This is a genomic window from Clostridium aromativorans (assembly GCF_020908015.1).
Taxonomy (GTDB): Bacteria; Bacillota; Clostridia; order Clostridiales; family Clostridiaceae; genus Clostridium_B; species Clostridium_B aromativorans.
The window spans coordinates 1-18783 of sequence record NZ_JAJJPB010000029.1 but is presented as its reverse complement, the minus strand read 5'-3'; the positions used below and the strand labels follow the sequence as shown (position 1 = coordinate 18783).

17 protein-coding genes and 1 pseudogene are annotated in these 18783 nt (G+C 35.0%); 12 read left to right on the top strand and 6 right to left on the bottom strand.

The annotated features are described in order from the left end of the window. The first annotated feature begins 178 nt into the window (after positions 1-178). From rapZ to pyk, 8 genes are all read left to right on the top strand, one after another. A complete protein-coding gene (gene rapZ, locus LN736_RS16045; protein WP_229981985.1) occupies positions 179-1066 on the top strand; it encodes an RNase adapter RapZ in 888 nt (295 codons plus the stop codon). Further along, positions 1063-2391, top strand: a complete 1329-nt coding sequence (locus LN736_RS16040) for a gluconeogenesis factor YvcK family protein (RefSeq protein ID WP_150356730.1) — start codon at positions 1063-1065, stop codon at positions 2389-2391. The genes rapZ and LN736_RS16040 overlap by 4 nt, the downstream gene beginning before the upstream one ends. Positions 2392-2405: 14 nt before the next feature. Further along, on the top strand, positions 2406-3356 hold the full coding sequence (gene whiA, locus LN736_RS16035; protein WP_150356729.1) for a DNA-binding protein WhiA: 951 nt from the start codon (positions 2406-2408) through the stop codon (positions 3354-3356). Between the two features lie 11 nt (positions 3357-3367). Continuing rightward, positions 3368-4672: a DRTGG domain-containing protein gene (locus tag LN736_RS16030; protein ID WP_150356728.1), complete on the top strand. Its 1305-nt coding sequence runs from the start codon at positions 3368-3370 to the stop codon at positions 4670-4672. Between the two features lie 6 nt (positions 4673-4678). Beyond that, a complete protein-coding gene (locus LN736_RS16025; RefSeq protein WP_150356727.1) occupies positions 4679-4969 on the top strand; it encodes a Dabb family protein in 291 nt (96 codons plus the stop codon). Positions 4970-5045: 76 nt separating this feature from the next. Then, a complete protein-coding gene (locus tag LN736_RS16020; RefSeq protein WP_179978047.1) occupies positions 5046-8519 on the top strand; it encodes a DNA polymerase III subunit alpha in 3474 nt (1157 codons plus the stop codon). A gap of 235 nt (positions 8520-8754) precedes the next feature. Further along, complete coding sequence (pfkA, locus tag LN736_RS16015; RefSeq protein ID WP_150356726.1) at positions 8755-9711, top strand: 6-phosphofructokinase; 957 nt, start codon at positions 8755-8757, stop codon at positions 9709-9711. Between the two features lie 44 nt (positions 9712-9755). Further along, the gene (gene pyk, locus LN736_RS16010; RefSeq protein ID WP_229981984.1) at positions 9756-11513 is read left to right on the top strand and encodes a pyruvate kinase; all 1758 of its coding nucleotides are present in this window, start codon (positions 9756-9758) and stop codon (positions 11511-11513) included. Positions 11514-11734: 221 nt separating this feature from the next. Here the strand turns inward: pyk and LN736_RS16005 are convergent, their stop codons facing one another. Further along, positions 11735-11923 (bottom strand): hypothetical protein, encoded by a 189-nt coding sequence (locus LN736_RS16005; protein ID WP_150356724.1) that lies wholly within the window; start codon positions 11921-11923, stop codon positions 11735-11737. Between the two features lie 448 nt (positions 11924-12371). On the opposite strand from LN736_RS16005, the gene rlmD reads away from it, so the two are divergent. Together rlmD and LN736_RS19300 are read left to right on the top strand one after the other, a co-directional pair. Next, the gene (gene rlmD, locus LN736_RS16000; RefSeq protein WP_229981983.1) at positions 12372-13766 is read left to right on the top strand and encodes a 23S rRNA (uracil(1939)-C(5))-methyltransferase RlmD; all 1395 of its coding nucleotides are present in this window, start codon (positions 12372-12374) and stop codon (positions 13764-13766) included. A 409-nt stretch (positions 13767-14175) separates the two neighbouring features. Next, positions 14176-14340, top strand: coding sequence for a DUF961 family protein (locus LN736_RS19300; RefSeq protein WP_456064441.1), 165 nt, complete (start codon positions 14176-14178; stop codon positions 14338-14340). Here the strand turns inward: LN736_RS19300 and LN736_RS15985 are convergent. Continuing rightward, a complete protein-coding gene (locus LN736_RS15985; protein WP_150356722.1) occupies positions 14268-14564 on the bottom strand; it encodes a hypothetical protein in 297 nt (98 codons plus the stop codon). The two genes, LN736_RS19300 and LN736_RS15985, sit on opposite strands and share 73 nt — an antisense overlap. Positions 14565-14760: 196 nt before the next feature. Beyond that, complete coding sequence (locus tag LN736_RS19260) at positions 14761-14943, bottom strand: helix-turn-helix transcriptional regulator (protein ID WP_150356748.1); 183 nt, start codon at positions 14941-14943, stop codon at positions 14761-14763. A gap of 143 nt (positions 14944-15086) precedes the next feature. On the opposite strand from LN736_RS19260, the gene LN736_RS15980 reads away from it, so the two are divergent. Further along, positions 15087-16133: an amino acid permease gene (locus LN736_RS15980; protein WP_229981982.1), complete on the top strand. Its 1047-nt coding sequence runs from the start codon at positions 15087-15089 to the stop codon at positions 16131-16133. 627 nt (positions 16134-16760) lie between these two features. Here LN736_RS15980 and LN736_RS15975 read toward each other — a convergent pair. The 3 genes and pseudogenes from LN736_RS15975 to LN736_RS19255 all read right to left on the bottom strand — a co-directional run. Then, positions 16761-17048, bottom strand: a complete 288-nt coding sequence (locus LN736_RS15975) for a hypothetical protein (protein ID WP_150356721.1) — start codon at positions 17046-17048, stop codon at positions 16761-16763. 385 nt (positions 17049-17433) lie between these two features. After that, a complete protein-coding gene (locus tag LN736_RS15970; RefSeq protein ID WP_150359067.1) occupies positions 17434-18021 on the bottom strand; it encodes a hypothetical protein in 588 nt (195 codons plus the stop codon). Between the two features lie 107 nt (positions 18022-18128). Beyond that, positions 18129-18329 (bottom strand): annotated as a pseudogene (locus tag LN736_RS19255) (IS1595 family transposase); the annotation flags it as partial. A gap of 214 nt (positions 18330-18543) precedes the next feature. Between LN736_RS19255 and LN736_RS15965 the strand changes: the two are divergent. Beyond that, positions 18544-18783: UPF0236 family transposase-like protein (locus LN736_RS15965; protein ID WP_229981981.1), on the top strand; the 240-nt coding region annotated here is incomplete at its 3' end.

Genomic DNA, 18783 nt, shown 5'->3' with positions numbered 1-18783 from the left:
AGATATTAAATATCAGTTTAAGTGGAGAATTAGTGCTAATACTGCATTTGATTCTCCACTTTAAACTATATTTATTCTTCTAATTCATTGTGCTATAATTAAAAAAAGTAAATTTGCATAAGTTGATTTTAAAAATTTTATATAAATGCTAAATATTTGTTGGTGGAGGAATGTGGCCATGAGATTTGTTATAGTGACAGGATTATCAGGAGCCGGGAAAACTCAGGCTATAAGAAGTTTGGAAGATTTGGGTTTTTTTTGTGTAGATAATCTTCCTCCTACCCTTATACCTAAATTTGCAGAGGCCTGTTATCAAACTGATGGTAAAATAGATAAAATAGCTTTAGTAATAGATATAAGAGGAGGGCAGTTTTTTGATGATATATTTGAAAGCTTAAATTATATAAAAGAGGAAGGATATAAATATGAAATATTGTTTTTGGATGCTTCAAATGAGGTATTAGTTAAAAGATTTAAAGAATCTAGAAGAAAACATCCATTGTCTCCTGATGGGAGAATTTTAAATGGAATACTTATGGAGAGAAATAGACTTAAAGATATAAAAGACAGAGCAGATAATATAATAGATACTTCAAAACTTGCAACCAGAGAGTTGAGGGAGAAAATAACAAAGATATACTCAGAAGAGGGTCAAATAGAAACTCAGCTGATGATAACTGTACTTTCATTTGGTTTTAAATACGGCATACCAGTTGATTCGGATTTGGTATTTGACGTAAGATTTTTGCCAAATCCATTCTATATACCAGCTCTTAAAAGATATTCTGGAAAAGATAAACCTGTAATAGAGTATATAATGGATTTCAAAGAAACTATAGAATTTATAGATAAGCTGGAAGACATGTTGGAGTTCCTAATTCCAAATTATTTGAAGGAGGGTAAGAGACAGCTTATTGTATCCATAGGATGCACTGGAGGGAGGCATAGATCTGTAACTATTGCCAATGCTATTTACAGTAGATTAAAAGCTAATGGGCATAAAGTTAATATAGACCACAGGGATATTGAAGAAGACGTGAATGATAAAGGTGGTAAAAAGCTATGAGGATTGTAGATTGGCTCAGACCTGGTATAAAAGTTAAAAGGTGGGTTATGCTTGGAGCCATGGGAGTATTATTTATAATATTTGGAGTGATAGAATTTGTAAACAGGAGGTTTTATAGCTTTTATTATATTTCTTTTTATATATTTTTAGTTATATCAGGGATATTTGTAGTATATATTTCTATAACCCAGGGAATGCGTTCTATAATAGCACTGATAAATAAAGGATATTTAAGCGTATCCTTGGATTCAAAAAAATTAGAAAATCTCATATATGAAAAGCGTCTTCTAGTAAAAGGACCTAAGATTGTGGCTATAGGCGGAGGTACAGGGCTTTCTACCATGCTCCGGGGACTTAAGTATTACACCTCAAATATAACTGCTATAGTGACTGTAGCAGATGACGGTGGCGGTTCTGGTGACTTAAGAGAAGATTTGGGAATGCTTCCACCGGGAGATATAAGAAACTGTATACTCTCTCTTGCAGATACTGAGCCTCTTATGGAAGACTTACTTCAATACAGGTTTAAAGATGGAAGACTTAAAAATCAGAGCTTTGGAAACCTCTTCTTAGCTGCTATGGATGGAATATCCGCAAATTTTGAGGAAGCTGTTCATAAGATGAGTTCTGTTCTTGCAGTAACTGGAAAGGTGATGCCCGTAACTCTGGATAATTTGGTTTTAAAAGCCAAATTGAAAAATGGTTCTGTTGTGGAGGGAGAATCCAATATTCCAAGAGAGGCTGTTGAGCAGAACAGCAGTATAGATAGGATATTCATAGAGCCTGAAAATGCCAGGGCTTTAAGAGAAGCAGTGGATGCCATATTGGATGCAGATGCTGTAATATTAGGGCCGGGCAGCCTTTATACCAGTGTGATTCCCAATCTTTTGGTAAAGGATATAGCCAATGCCGTACGAAATACCAGCGCCATAAGGCTTTATGTGTCAAATATAATGACCCAGCCCGGTGAAACAGATGGGTTTTCTGTAGAAGATCATATAAGGACTATTTTTAATCATATAGGCAGCGGTATAATTGATTATGTGATCGTCAATGTAGGAAAAATAAACAGAGAATTGGAAGGAAAATATAAGGAGGAGGAATCTCATCTAGTTAAAATAAATGAGGATGCCGTGGATTCCCTGGGAGTGAAGGTCATAGAGGGTGATTTTATAAGTGCTAAAAATGGACTGATAAGACATAATTCTGAAAAATTAGCTTCTATATTGATAGAAACCATTATGGACAAAAAACTTCTATATGATAGGAAAAAGATAATAGAGTATTTTTATTTGTCGGAGAGGTTAAAGGAAATAAAGAGATAAGTAGGAGATTGGATATGTCGTTTTCATTGAGAGTAAAAAATGAAATTTGCAGATATACGAATATGGGTAGAGAAGAGGCTGCAGCGGAACTGTCTGCAATAATGAAGGTGAGTGGAACTTTACTTTTAGGAGGCATAAGGAAATTTAGTTTTAAGATAATTACAGAAAATGCACCAACTGCTAGATTTCTTTTTAAGTTATTAAAAAATAAGTTTGATATGCACTCAAAGATATTGGTAAAAAAAAGTAATTCTCTGAAAAAAAACAATGTATATGAGATAATTATAACTGAAGGAGAGAATGTTAGAACACTGCTTAAGGAAGTGGGAATTTTAAAAGAGGAAGAGGATGTATTTTCTTTAGATTATAGTATCCCCCAAAACATGGTGAGAACTGATTTACTGAAGAGAGCATATATAAGAGGAGCATTCCTGGGAGGAGGGAGTATCAGCAATCCTGAAAAGACTTATCATTTAGAATTTGTAACCCATAATGAGATATACGCAGGTGATTTAAGCCATCTTGTAAATGAATATGGATTGAACTCCAAGATAATACAGAGGAAGAACAGTTTTATAGTATATATCAAAGAGGGAGAACAGATAGCGGATCTTTTAAGTATAATAGGGGCATATTCTGCACTTTTGAAACTGGAAAATATAAGAATAATGAAGGAAATGAGAAATAATGTAAATAGATTGGTGAATTGTGAAACTGCGAATTTAAGCAAGACTGTGAATGCATCGGTAAGACAGACAGAAAGCATAAAGCTTATACAAAAGAAAATAGGTCTAAATAGGCTCCCTAAGAATTTAAGAGAGATCGCCGAACTCAGATTAAATTATCCGGGCGAATCTTTAAAGGAATTAGGTGAAATGCTGGAACCTAAAGTGGGCAAATCTGGAGTAAACCACAGGTTGAGGAGAATTGAAAAGATAGCAGAGGAGCTTAGAAAAGAAAGGTAGGAACAGAGTATATGTCTAAGCATGAAGATATAATCAAGTATATACTTTCACTGGAAGCTGGCACCAAAATTTCAGTTAGAAGTATAGCAAGTGAATTAGGTGTTAGTGATGGAACGGCATATAGAGCTATAAAAGATTCTGATACTCTGGGGATAGTTACCACCATTCCAAGGGTTGGAACTGTCAGAATAGAAAAAGTTGAGAAAAAAAATATAGAGGCTTTAACTTATGGTGAGGTTATAAATGTAGTGGACGGAAGTTTGCTGGGGGGAAAAAATGGAATACATAAAATACTCCATAGTTTTATAATAGGGGCAATGACTATAGAAGCCATGAAACAATATATAAGAAAGGACTGCCTTGTTATAATAGGGAATAGAGAAGATGCACAAAAGCTTGCACTTTTAAATAATGCAGGTGTCCTTATAACAGGTGGCTTTGGATGCACTAATGAAATAAAAAAACTGGCAAATGAGAAATGCCTCCCCATAATATCCAGCAGCTATGATACTTTTACTGTAGCTAGTATGATAAATAGGGCTATTTCTGAAAATATGATAAAAAAAGATATAGTTCTTGTAGAAGATATAATGCAGGATGAGCCCTGCTATTTGGAAGTTACAGATACAATTAAAAAATGGAAAAATATAATGCAGGAGGTTAAACATGAGAGATATCCTATAGTAGATAGTGAAAAAAAGATAGTTGGAATTGTATCTCTAAAGGATTTATCAAATCACTATGTGGATGATGAACCAGTAAGCAAAGTAATGCACAGAGATCCTATTACAGTGACACCTCAAACTACAGTAGCTTATGCAGCTCATATAATGGGCTGGGAGGGCATAGAGCTGTTTCCTGTAGTAAAAGGTAAAAGATTGGTAGGTGTTATAACCAGGAGAGACGTGATAAAAGCACTTCAATATATGGCAAGACAGCCTCAGGCTGGAGAAACTCTTGAGGATTCCATATTAAAGAAATTTGAGTTTAATATTGAAGATAATGTAGCACATTTTATGGGTAAGATAACGCCTGAAATGCTGGATCCTATTGGTACTGCTTCATGGAGTTCACTGAATATGCTTCTATCCACTATGGCAATCATGATTTTGAGGCAGAAAAATAATGCAAATATTTTAGTGGACAGTATAAATACATATTTCATGAAGCCTGTGCAAATTGACAGTGAAATTGAAATATATGTAAATGCAATAGATGAAGGCATAAACTACTGTAAAGTGGAAGTTGACATGTTTGATGGAAAAAAGGATATAGTTGGTAAATGTATTTTATCTGCAAGAATGATAAGGAGGTGATAAGCTGTGTTTGTTCATGTGGTCTTTTTTAAATTGAAAGAGAGAAATGCGGAAAACATGGAAAAAGTAAAAAATATATTAATGCGTGTAGACGGTAAGGTGCCTACATTGAATACCATAAAGGTTGGCACGGATGTAGTGGGATCTGATAGATCCTATGATGTGGCCCTTATTGCTACTTTTGATTCCAGAGAAGATATGGATGCCTATCAGGTTCATCCAGTGCATCTAAATGAAGTGAAGGCCAATTTGAAGTCATTGGTCAGTTCTTCGGTATCTGTAGATTTTAATAGTTAATAGTTGGTGGACATGAGATTAAACTTGTATCAGATTCAATTTCATGATGCTCCTTCAAACAAGGGGGTAATTGATTATGGAGAAAAAATGTAAATGGGTGAGTTTACACCAGCATACGGAGTATTCCCTTTTGGATTCTTCGGCTAAAATTCCGGAACTTATAGCAAGGGCCAAGGAATTGGGAATGAATAGCATGGCTATAACGGATCATGGGGTTATGTACGGATGTGTGGATTTTTATAAAGAAGCCAAAGCACAGGGAATTAAACCTATAATAGGCTGTGAGATATATGTTTCCCAGGGAGATATGCATATAAAACAAAATAACGGAAGAAATGAAAACTATCACCTTGTACTTCTTGTTAAAAATAAAGAGGGGTATGGAAACCTGATGAAGATAGTTTCAACTGCTTCCATTGAAGGATTTTATTATAAGCCCAGGGTGGATCATGCCTACCTGAGATCTCACAGCAGTGGGCTTATAGCTTTAAGTGCCTGTATGAGCGGTGAGATACAATCTAATATATTAAAAAATGATCTTGAAACAGCCAGAAATGCAGCACTTTTTTACAGGGATACTTTTAAGGATGGCTTCTACCTTGAACTTCAGTATCATGGAATAGAACAGCAGCTTAAAATAAATGAACAGCTTATAGCTATGTCTAAAGAACTTCATATACCTTTGGTTGTCACCAATGATGTCCACTACATAAGAAAAGAAGATTATACAGCTCATGATATTTTACTCTGCATACAGACTGGAAAAACCGTAGAGGAAGAAGATAGAATGAGGTATCCCTCTGATGAATTCTACTTGAAGTCACCGGAGGAAATGTGCAGTATGTTTTCAAATGTACCGGAAGCACTGGAAAACACGGTTAAGATAGCGGAAGAATGTAATTTTGACTATGAATTTCATGAATCTAAACTCCCCAAATTTCCTCTTCCAGAAGGAACAGATGCCTATGAGTATCTGAAAGAACTGTGTTATAGGGGACTTGAACAGAGATACGAAAATATAACTGAAAAATTAAAAGACAGACTTGAATATGAACTTGGTGTAATAAAGACCATGGGATATGTAGATTATTTTCTCATAGTCTGGGATTTTATAAGATTTGCAAGAGAAAACAAGATTATGACAGGACCGGGAAGGGGAAGCGGAGCAGGTTCCATAGTTGCCTATACCCTTGGCATTACAAAAATAGATCCCATAAAATACAATCTTATTTTTGAACGTTTTTTAAATCCTGAAAGAATTTCCATGCCTGATATTGACAGCGATTTTTGTTATGAAAGACGGGGAGAGGTTATAGATTATGTGGTCGGAAAATACGGAAAAGACAGCGTGTCCCAGATTGTAACCTTTGGAACTATGGCAGCCAGGGCAGTTATAAGGGACGTGGGAAGGGCTATGAACTATTCCTATGCTGAAGTGGACAGAATAGCCAAGATGATCCCCACAGTTTTGAATATAACAATAGACAAAGCACTTGAGATGAACCCTGAATTCAAGGAAGCCTATGATGCTGAGCCAAGAACTAAGAAACTCATAGATGTGGCGAAAGCCCTTGAAGGACTTCCAAGACACACTTCCACCCATGCGGCAGGAGTTGTAATAGCATCTAAACCACTTGTGAATTATGTGCCCCTTCAAAAAAATGAAGACAATATAGTAACCCAGTTTACCATGAATACTTTGGAGGAGCTTGGGCTTTTAAAGATGGATTTTCTGGGACTTCGTACTTTAACCGTTCTAAGAGATGCGGTGGATATGGTGAAACAGGATAAGGGTGAAGAAATTGATCTGGATAGCATAGATTATGATGATCAGTCCGTATATAACATGATAGGCCAGGGAAAGACCACAGGGGTGTTTCAGTTGGAGTCTCCTGGAATGACCTCCTTCATGAAGGAATTAAAACCTGATTCACTGGAGGATATCATAGCAGGAATAAGCCTGTATAGACCAGGACCAATGGCAGAAATTCCAAAATATATTAAAAATAAGAATAATCCAGATAAAATCGAATATATAACTCCACAGCTTGAACACATACTCTCTGTTACTTATGGATGTATGGTGTATCAGGAACAGGTAATGCAGATCGTAAGAGATCTGGCAGGCTATTCCATGGGCAGAAGCGACCTTGTAAGGCGAGCTATGTCTAAAAAGAAGCACCACGTTATGGAGGAGGAAAGGCATAATTTTGTATATGGAATAGTGGATGAGGATGGAAAAATACAGGTACCAGGATGTATAAGAAATGGTGTATCTGAAAGTATTGCCAATAAGATATACGATTCCATGATTGATTTTGCCTCCTATGCTTTTAATAAGTCACATGCAGCGGCTTATGCAGTGGTAGCATTTCAAACTGCTTATCTGATGCATTATTATCCTGTTGAGTTTATAGCAGCTATGTTAAACAGTGTAAAAGGGGACAGTGAAAAGGTTGCCTATTATATAAGATTTGCAAAAAGTGAAAAAATAAAAATACTTCCGCCAAGCATCAATGAGAGCTGTGCTAAATTTACAGTAGAAGATGGGAAAATTAGGTTTGGTCTGTCTGCTGTAAAGAATGTAGGCGAAAACATAATAGACAGCATAGTCAAATCCAGGAACCAGCATGGAAAATTTAAGGATTTAGCTGATTTTTGCAATAACATAGATATGAATTCAATAAATAAAAGAGTTGTAGAGAGCCTTATAAAAGCAGGAGCTTTTGACTGCTTCAATGTGTATAGATCTCAGCTGGTGGCAGTGCATGAAAAAGTGATTGACAGTGTAGTAAACTCCAGGAAAAGAAATATAAAGGGACAAGTAAGTCTGTTTTCGCAAATTGAAGATGACAGTGTAAAAATACAATATCCTAAAATAGGAGAATTCACAAAAAAGGATATGCTTGCGTTAGAGAAAGAGATGACCGGATTATATCTTTCAGGACATCCTCTTGAAGAGTACGTTAAAACTCTAAAACTTCAAACAGATACTAAAATATCTGACATAGTAAATGTAAAAACACTGGAAGAAGGTTTTGTGGAGGAAAGCAAGGTAAAAGACGGTGATAGAGTCACAGTTGGAGGAGTACTTTCAGAAGTGTCCAAGAAAATAACCAGAAACAATGACATGATGGCTTTTGCAAAAATAGAAGATCTCTATGGTATTGTGGAAATAATAATATTTCCAAAGGTATTTCAAAAATTCAAGAATTTAATTTATGATGATTCCATGATTATAGTAAAGGGCAGGGTAAGCGTGAGAGAAGAAGAGGATCCTAAACTTCTCTGCGAAAATATAGAACCTCTGGTGAGAGTGGATATAGATAAGCTTTATATATTAATTAAAGATCAATTGGCCTTGAAAGAAACTGTAGATGAAATTAAAACTATATTTTCAAATTTCAGAGGAAATATGCCTGTATACTTATGTACTAAGAAAGAAAGAAAGAAGTTTAGACTTGATAGAGAACTTTGGGTAGAACCCAATTCAGAACTTGTATCTATTTTGAAGAGAAGGTTCGGGGAAGAAAATCTAAAAATTATTTAAAAAACTAGTATATTTTTAGTACCATGTAAACAAAATAATATAGGGAAATTTCTTCCCGATTTTTAAGTATTGGTAGTTGTTGAAATTTTGTTTTTAGAGAATATGCTCTATAAATTAATGTAAAAATGTGGTGAAAAGACAATCATTATATGATATAATTAAGTCATGGTATAAAAACTTTGTTTATACTTTTAGCGGGACATAAAAAGTCCCTGCGGTCACAGGAGGTACTAATATGAAAACAATAGCTGTATTGACAAGCGGTGGAGATGCTCCAGGCATGAATGCTGCCATAAGAGCGGTAGTGAGAACGGCTTTAGATAAAAAGTTTACTGTGATGGGAATAGAAAGAGGATACAGTGGACTCATAAATGGTGAAATGATACCTATGGAAAGAAGAAGTGTGGCAGATATTATACAAAGAGGAGGAACTATATTAAAAACTGCCCGGAGTGAAGAATTTAAAACAGAAAATGGAAGAAAAAAAGCAGTGCAGATGCTGGGAAAATTTGGCATAGACAGCTTAGTGGTAATTGGCGGAGACGGATCATTCAGGGGAGCACAGGAATTATCCAGGATGTCTATAGCAACTGTTGGAATTCCTGGCACTATAGATAATGATCTGCCCTATACAGATTTTACTATAGGATTTGATACGGCGGTAAATACGGTATTGGACGCCATAAATAAATTGAGAGATACTTCTACTTCTCATGAGAGGGTAAGTGTAGTGGAGGTTATGGGAAGAAATTGTGGAGATATAGCACTTTATTCTGGCCTGGCAGGAGGAGCCGAAAATATAATTTTACCTGAAAAGGGATATGATCAGGATAAATTGTGCAAAAATATACTAGAGGAAAAAATTAAGGGTAAATTGCACAATTTGATAGTTTTAGCAGAGGGTATTGGAGGAGCTGAAGCTCTTGCAAAAAAAATACAGGAGGTTACGGGTATAGAAGCCAGGGCCACAAAGCTTGGACATATTCAAAGGGGAGGAAGTCCCAGCTGTATGGACAGAATATTGGCTTCAAGATTTGGGTATAGGGCTGTAGAACTGCTGGAGGAGGGAAAGACTTCTAGAGTTGTTGGAATTAAAGGCGCAAAAATTATTGACCTGGATATAGATGAAGCTTTAAGTGTACCAAGATATTTTGATGATAAATTATATAAAATAGCAAATGCACTGGCTTGACGGAAGCTTCAAGTAAATCTTGTGTTGAGGAGGAGTTATATACTATGCAAAAAACTAAAATGATTTTTACCATTGGACCTGCAAGCGGCTCAGAGGAAGTTTTATCAAAGCTTATTGAAGCTGGCATGAATGTATCGAGACATAATTTTTCTCATGGAGATTACGCTGAGCATGAAGAGAGAATAAATGCTGTAAAGAGATTGAGGGAGAAGTATGATAAACCCATAGCGATTATGCTGGATACCAAGGGACCTGAAATAAGGACAGGAAATTTTAAGGAAGATAAAGCTGAGCTGGAGGAAAATGGAGAGTTTACTATTTACTGCAGGGAAAATGTTATTGGTGACAGTCATGGATGTTATGTAACTTATGACGGGCTGTGTGAAGATGTCAAAAAAGGCAATCATATATTAATTGATGATGGATTAATTGATCTGAAAGTTGAAACTGTTGAAGATAATAAAATACACTGTTTAGTTGAAAACAGCGGGACTATCAGCAATCACAAGGGGGTAAATATTCCAGGAATTTCCATATCTCTTCCAGCCATTACCAAAAAGGATGAAGAGGATTTAAAGTTTGGATGTAAAATGGGAATAGATATGATAGCGGCTTCTTTTATAAGGAAGGCCTCGGATGTGTTGACTATAAGAAAAGTGCTTGAAGCAAATGGAGGACAAGACATACAGATATTTTCTAAAATCGAAAGTCAGGAAGGCGTTGACAATATAGACGAGATAATAAAATTTTCTGATGGGATAATGGTTGCAAGGGGGGATATGGGAGTGGAAATCCCCATAGAAGAGGTCCCTTTAATTCAGAAGATGATAATAGAAAAGTGCAACAGAGTGGGGAAACCTGTTATAACCGCCACTCAAATGCTCGATTCCATGATAAGAAATCCAAGGCCTACAAGAGCAGAGGCGTCCGACATAGCCAATGCTATATTTGACGGGACAGATGCCATAATGTTAAGTGGGGAATCTGCCAATGGTAAATATCCTGTAGAGGCCGCACAGACCATGGCGAAGATAGCCCAAAGTGCAGAGAAAAAAATTGATTATGATGCCTTGCTGGAGAAAAAGAGAGAGGCCCATATACAAAATGTCCCCAATGCCATAAGTCTTGCAACTTGTACAACTGCTTCGGAATTAAAAGCTTCAGCTATAATAACTGCTACACAGAGCGGTCATACGGCCAGGATGGTTTCAAAGTACAGGCCTCAGTGTCATATTATAGCCGTAACTCCAAGTCATAGAGTGGCGAGAAGCCTGGCATTGAATTGGGGAGTATATCCCATGGTTACCAAAAAAGTTAATTCTACAGATGAACTTATAGAGAATTCAGTGGACATATCGTTGAAAAGTGGTTATGTCCAAAAGGGTGATCTGGTAGTCATAGCTGCTGGCATACCCGTGAGTTATTCAGGAACTACAAATATGCTTAAGGTTCACATAGTAGGAGATATATTGGTTCAGGGAAGAGGAGCTGGGATAAGATCCGGATATGGAAATGTAAAAATAGCAGCTAGTCCTAGAGAAGCAGATGAGATTGTGGAAAGAGATGATATTTTAGTAGTCAAAAATTTAGATAGAGGATATATGAATGTGCTGGATAGAGTGTCGGGAGTTATAGCGGAAAAAGGTGGATTAACATCACATCTTGCCATTGAATGTATAGCCAGGGAAATACCGATTATATGCAGTGCAGGAGGTGCTACTGAAATACTCAAAACGGGTACATTCATAACTATGGATGTTATAAGAGGTATTGTATATAACGGCAGGGCCAACATAATGTAGAAAATATAACATATAAAAAGCTATTTGAATTGTAGAATATAGATAAAAAAAGCAGCTGATCAGCTGCTTTAAAATAAAATATATGAAATGGGCAATAAGAGTTTTATCCTCCGGCTGTCATTGCTGACATTTCAAACTTCTTCAAGATTAGAAATGACAGGCAATGCCATCCCTCTGGATAAATTTGATAAATATAAGTATATTCTTTAGGATTAATTTAATTATTTTTGAGAATCCTTTGAATCATCCGATAGATCTTTGCGGTAAGAAAAATTACAAGGTTCTCCATCACAATTCAATACTACTTCATCATCTTCACCCGCAAATACTGCATTTTTATCTATTGCATCTTCATGTACTTCTCCTTCATGTACGTTTTTCTTTGATTTTAAATCTTTCTTATCTTTCATAATAAATACCTCCAATTTATTAATTTTATGATAAATTTAACTATTGTGCCATATTATTTAATAATTACTATTTGTTAATTATTATTATAGCACACTAAAATAAATAGTCAATGCTTTTTTTTATTTATTTTTGTCTGAATTAGCCCTTCTAAGGTTTTTAAAAAAGATTTTTCTCATAAGCAAATCACTGTGAACATTAAAATCATTTGATATTTTAAATTTTTTCTTCCTAAAAAATTGGAAATAATCATGAGTTTGATGTATAATAAATAAATATGTGGCTAGAATTGTATGATGGAAAGTAAGACAACTGATTCTATATTTTTTGCACCTTTAGGGGTGCAATTTTTTTGAATGTGTACAAAGTGTTTGATTTGATGACATAGATTTTTTCTGATGAAATAATGTATACTGTATTTAGGTAACTAATTTTTTAGCAGGTGAAAATATGAATGATAAAATAGAGAAAAACCTAAAATACATATTGAAAATAGATGGTATGGGATATCAGGGAGAGGGAATCGGGAAAATAAATGGATTTACAGTTTTCGTACCTGGAGCCCTGCCGGGAGAAAAAGTAAACATAAAGGTGATAAAGGTAAACAAAAGTTTTGCCTTTGGGAAACTGTTTCATGTAATTGAGCCATCTTCAGAGAGAGTTAATCCGTCCTGTCCCATATACAAGAGATGTGGAGGCTGCCAGCTGCAGCACATGTCCTATAGGGCACAATTAAATTTCAAGAAAAATAGAGTAAAGGACTGCCTTGAGAGAATAGGGAAATTTCAGGTGGCTGAGACCATTTCAGAAAATGGCTTAAAATTATACGATACCATAGGCATGAAGAATCCCTATAGGTATAGGAATAAAGTACAGCTTCCAGTGGGCAGATTCAATTCCAAATTGAAAATTGGATTTTATGCCAACAGAAGCCATGACATAATAGATATGGACAGCTGTCTCATACAGAATGAATCTGCAGATGAAGCGGTGAAATTTATCAGAGAGTGGATTGAAAAATACAACATACCAGTTTATGATGAAAAAGCCGGAAGGGGAATTGTAAGGCATATAATGATAAGAAAAGCTTTCACGACAGGTGAGATAATGGTGGTAATTGTAACTTACGGTTCTAAACTTCCAGCAAAGGATGAATTCATAGAAATTTTAACTGGAAATATATCTCATATAGTGAGTATAATCCAAAACATAAATGACAAAAAAACCAATGTAGTATTGGGACAAAAATCTATAACTCTATGGGGAAAAGACAGTATAAGTGATTATATAGACAATTTCAAGTTCAACATATCTCCCCTATCCTTTTTTCAGGTGAATCCGCTGCAGACCCGGGTTCTCTACCACAAAGCACTGGAGTACGCAGGTCTCACGGGAAATGAAATTGTGTTTGATGCCTACTGCGGCACCGGTACCATTTCACTCTTTCTCTCACAAAAGGCAAAAAAGGTCTACGGCGTGGAGATAATAGAAGCAGCCGTGGAAAATGCCAGAATAAATGCGGCAGAAAACGGAATCCACAATGTGGAGTTTATAACAGGTAAATCCGAGGAAATCATCCCCCGGCTCATAGAACAGGGTACAAGGGCCGACGTGGTAGTTGTGGATCCTCCCAGAAAGGGATGTGCCACAGCACTTCTTCATTCCATCGCCGACATGGTTCCAAGGACCATAGTCTATGTATCCTGTGACCCTGCCACCCTTGCCAGAGATCTGGCAATACTGCGGGATCTGGGATATGTGGCAGAAAAGGTGCAGCCAGTGGACATGTTCCCGGAGACGGCACATGTGGAGACTATAGTTTCGCTACAAAGAAAACATATGTAGAGATCCTTGATTTTAAGCACTTTCTCAAGCATATCGTGTTTATAGAAAATAGTGATAAAAGCCGAAATAAAGAGATAAAAAATTATATCAACGTTTCTGTGGTAATTGATATAGAGTGTGGAGATACAATATTCTGCTTACCTGCTATTTACCTTTTTGACCGGACTTTGTCAAGGGTGCGAAGCACGTAAGCTTGCCCTTGATAAAGAACAGGCAAGAAAGGTATACATCCGGCAGAATAAGGAGACAATTACAATTTAACTATTATAAATAAAAAAGAAAAGAGGCTAAAGTATATAGAATTAAAGCACGTTATTCTAAACAAGGGAAAGACATTTGGAGTGCTGAAATTTTCTACACTTAGCCGTGAGGTGCATATCAACAATGGAGATGTACGGTAAGTGATGAAATAAAAGAGCGTACTTATGGCCTTAAATACCGTGGACAGGGTTGTATGATAAAAGTAAGTATTTCAGCCGCTGTTCCTTTAAAAGAATTTGACTATAATGACGAAGTGGAATTTGTAAATCCTGTAGCAGATACGGCGGCAACTGCGATGCTGATATTCTCATAATTTGCATCAGAATTTAACTGTTTAAAAATGGACATCAAGGCTCCAAGTGTAACACTACTTGCAAAAACAGTTGTACACGTTTTCCCATGAGCCAAATCGTTCTGGCAAATTACGTCATGCTGCTCCACTTCCTGTAATCCATAGAATTGCATTAAATATAAATCTATTATCTTTGGAAGTCTGCCCGTTTTTGCTACTGGAATTAAGCTTTTTATCTGATCCAATTGTTAATCTGATATTTCATAACGCTTTTGTGCCGTATTTGTAACCACCCCAGTTTTTTTATCTTATTTTAACTAAAACTCAGTTCTTATGCAATATTTAGTTTTCAGACACACCCTAATAAATATTAAAACAAAAACAATATGATATTCTAATATATTTTTCTTTATTACATCGTCGTAAGGATTGTTTTTCTATTTATCTATTTTTATCTTTTCGATAGCCGAAGGGTGTTACTCCAGTTTTGTTTTTGAATTTTTCAATAAAATAGCTGGTACTGCCAAAACCACATTGATAAGCTACGTCAGCAATGGAATCGTTAGTTGTAAGCAGCAATTTGGCACTTATTACAAGCAGATAATTGGTAATATATTCAAAAATAGTACATTGCGTTCATGGGATTAGCCATAACCCTAAAGAGTTTACAGCGAAATCTGACTTAGCTGCTGGAGCTAACGTTTTACTTGATGTAGTTGCTAAACTCATAGCGGCTAAAAAAATTATTTTATGAGTGATAGACTAATATGAGCAATGAGGATTTTGAAAAACAGCTTATTGAGTGGAGACATTATTTTCATATGTATCCTGAAACTGCTTTTGAAGAAACAAATACTTCAGATGTAATGATTAAAGGGGATACTAGAAGTTATGCTTCAGAGGTACAAAAGTTGTTAGAAGAAAGGATGCAAATTATTAGTGAGAGAATTTGCAAAGTAAATGGAGCAGAATGTAAATTTGAATATACCCACGAATTCGCACCGACAGTTAACTCAGCAAAATGTGTTGATATTGCGGTAAGAGCAGCTCGAAATGTTGTTGGTGAAAATAATGTGGATGGAAATTGTGAGCAGTGGATGGCTCCTGAAGATTTTGGCACATTTTTACAAAAGATTCCTGGCTGTCTTATATTTATAGGAAACGGCAATGATTCTGATGGAAATGGAGGATCTTTCCCTAATGGATTTAAAGTGTTTATTCTGTCTTTTACTGCTGTAGCTTTTGTTTTTTATGGTGTAGAACTTGTTGGGATAACTGCAGCTGAGACAGAAAATCCTAAAAAACCCATACCTACTGCAATTAACAGTATATTTTGGAGAGTACTTATTTTTTATATTGGAGCACTCTTTGTTATGTTATCTCTTTATCCATGGAGTGAAATTGGGGTAAATGGCAGTCCTTTCGTACTTGTATTTGCAAAAGTTGGGATTCCGGCTGCTGCATCTGTTATAAATTTTGCAGTATTGACAGCTGCCTTTTCTTCTATGAATAGTGACTTATATGTTAGTAGAAGAATCATTTATAGTATGGCTTTAGAAAGCAATGCCCCAAAACTATTTAGTAAGATCAGTAAATCTGGATCACCTTACGTTGGAGTTTTAATTAGCTGCGGACTTACAACAATTGCTGTAATCTTAAATTATTATGTTCCTGACAAAGTTTTTGAATATATTATGTCAATATCAACTTTTGCGGTTTTAATTTGCTGGGCTACTATAATTTGTACACAGATAAAAAGGTGCACTTTATTAGGACATGTATCCTATAAAAACATTTTTAGAAGAGAAAAATAAAAAACACCCGAAATATGTGTTTATACAGCTTCAAATCTACAGTATTATGTAGGACAAATTATCCAAGGTATAAACACATACTCTTCTAAAAACGCTTTTTTTCACCATTGAATAAAAATGGTATACTAAGACAGCATATAAACTAAAATGATAGTTTATATGCTGTCTTTTTTTACTTGACTGGAAAAAATATGAAAATTGTTTTATACTCTACTACCTTTTCTTGTTTTCCTTAGGGGGTATCAATTTACGCCCTTCTTGAAAATTTCTCTAATCGCTCTTTGTGCCTAGTTTGTGCCTAGAATGAATATCTCTAATTGATTAACGTGGATTTTTATATTCAAGGGCTTGCTTTATTTATCCATTCAAATCAATTTTTTAAACATGCCTCTTAGACCACCTTTTAAGGAGGCCTAGGCAAATATTTAATTCTCTATAATGCCTAGCTTATAATATACTCTTCAGAGAACTAACCTCTGTACTCAGGGCATTAAGCATATTTCGGCTTGACTTATACGTTTCATGTGCCAAATCCTTGTTGAATTTCAAATCCACCACATCCCGGATCTCTGGCTACGTTATTTATAAGACTTATCTACGGCTTTTATAGACATTAACTACCTCCCCTTATGCTTCTTCTAAAGTACCAAAATATTTATTATAAAGCTCAACTTCATTCAAACTTTTAAACAATTTTTTCACCGTATCATTAGTTTCTTTATATGCTACCTTCTTGTCAAAACTTTTTATAGCCACCGAGAACCAATTACCTCTTCTGGTCCTATACAAAATAGTATCGTACTTAGGTTCTATTATTAGACCTAAAGGGCCCTCTAGTGGATATTCCTTTTTATATTTTATAATCCTTTCAGATTTTTCAGTATCATATACTTTATTATCTATTATAAATCTCATTTATTTTCCCTCCAAAATATAATAAAATTTGTTATTATCACTTATTTATTATATTTATCTTATGTCATAAATGAGACTAATCTATATTCATCTTCCCATACCCATATTTACACTTCTTTCTTTCTCATATAAGGTATCATATATATCATAAGATTTTCCGTAATAACTCTTTTCTTCTTTCCTTTATTTTTGCTATTGTATTTATCGTATTATCTTTTTGAATATTATCATTTTGTTTTGTTTCATTAGTTAAATCTGACGAACTTTTCTTATTTGAATTATGAACTCTATCCAGGCTATTTTCTACTTGCTGATTTCGTTCTGACTCACTTACAAAATTTTTAGGGAAGTCATTCTGATTTCCCTAAATGTGCCTTTAAGGCATTTAGAATTTTTTAGAAAGATAGTCCGTTACAGTTTTTATATCTTTGTTTTTTCCAGACTCATTCATCTCTTGAGATAGTTTCGTGTCACAAATAAACTTTTTATCAGCATTTTGCAACCAAACAGCGGATATTGGTTTCCCAGAGTTGGCGTTGTCAATAACAATGATGATTATATCTTTTAATTCATCTTTATTTACATCTTGAAATGAAACTGCTTTAACATCTACATTATACGGGAAAGGTGTATCTTCAAAGCTATAAAGAATATCTCCATTTTCATTGGTTAAATAAAATACTGCCGGTATGTGATTGCCACCTGTAATTTTCCCGGATACAAATTTGACATTACCCCATGAATTTAAATCAACCGTAAAAGACTGATTTTCAATAGCGGCAAAACCTTTTATATTTTTTATGTTATTAGTATCAGACTCTGACTTTGAAGTTGTTGTATTTGTGCTATTTTGAGTAGTGGTATTAGGTGTCGACTGGTTATTTTGTTGCGGAGGATTAGTTGAATTGGTTCTTCCACAAGCCGTCATAAGCAAAGATACTATGATAATTGTTGAAAAAAATTTTTTATTCATATTTTCCCTCCTATGGCCATTTTTATTGGTAATGTATATTCGGTACAAAGTATAGAATTATCCCCTATACAGTCATTATAGAGCCTTTCTATTTCTTGATATGCCATTTTCCCATTCCTTGAAACAGTTTCAGCACCACAATGAGGGAAGAATTTATCTTTGCAAAATCTAAATTCTTTAACTTCTTATGTAATTTGTTTTATTTGTGAGCCTAACACAAGTACTTCTTCTAAAAAAGAATATATATGATCTTGTTTATGTAATGGTAATTTTTTTATCTCTTCTATCATAGTATTTGAATTTGCCATAGTCATGAACTCCTTCCATCAAATATAATATAATTATATCAAGTTTCAGCATTAAATTAAAACATACCCTAATATATCGTTACGAGTAAGTAAAATATTTTTAGGCAGAAAATAAGGAAAGGCCTTCAGCAATTACCTGGCTGAAAGGCCTTTTATTCATACTAAAGACTTTTTATAATTAAATTGCCATAAAAAAATAGAAAGGAGCTTTAGCATGAACAATATAATTTTAGATGAATTAGAATTGAATTTCAACAATATAGAAGAGGAAGTTTATGGTATTGTATGTGAAGCAGGTCTATCAAGGATTAAGCTCATGCTGGAAAATGTAGACAACTTGATACTTGAAAGCAGGAATACCAAAAGATACAGGTATAAGTTCAAAACAGAAAAAACTATTCAGACAATAATGGGCGATTTGACCTTCAGCAGGAGATACTATATAGATAAATAC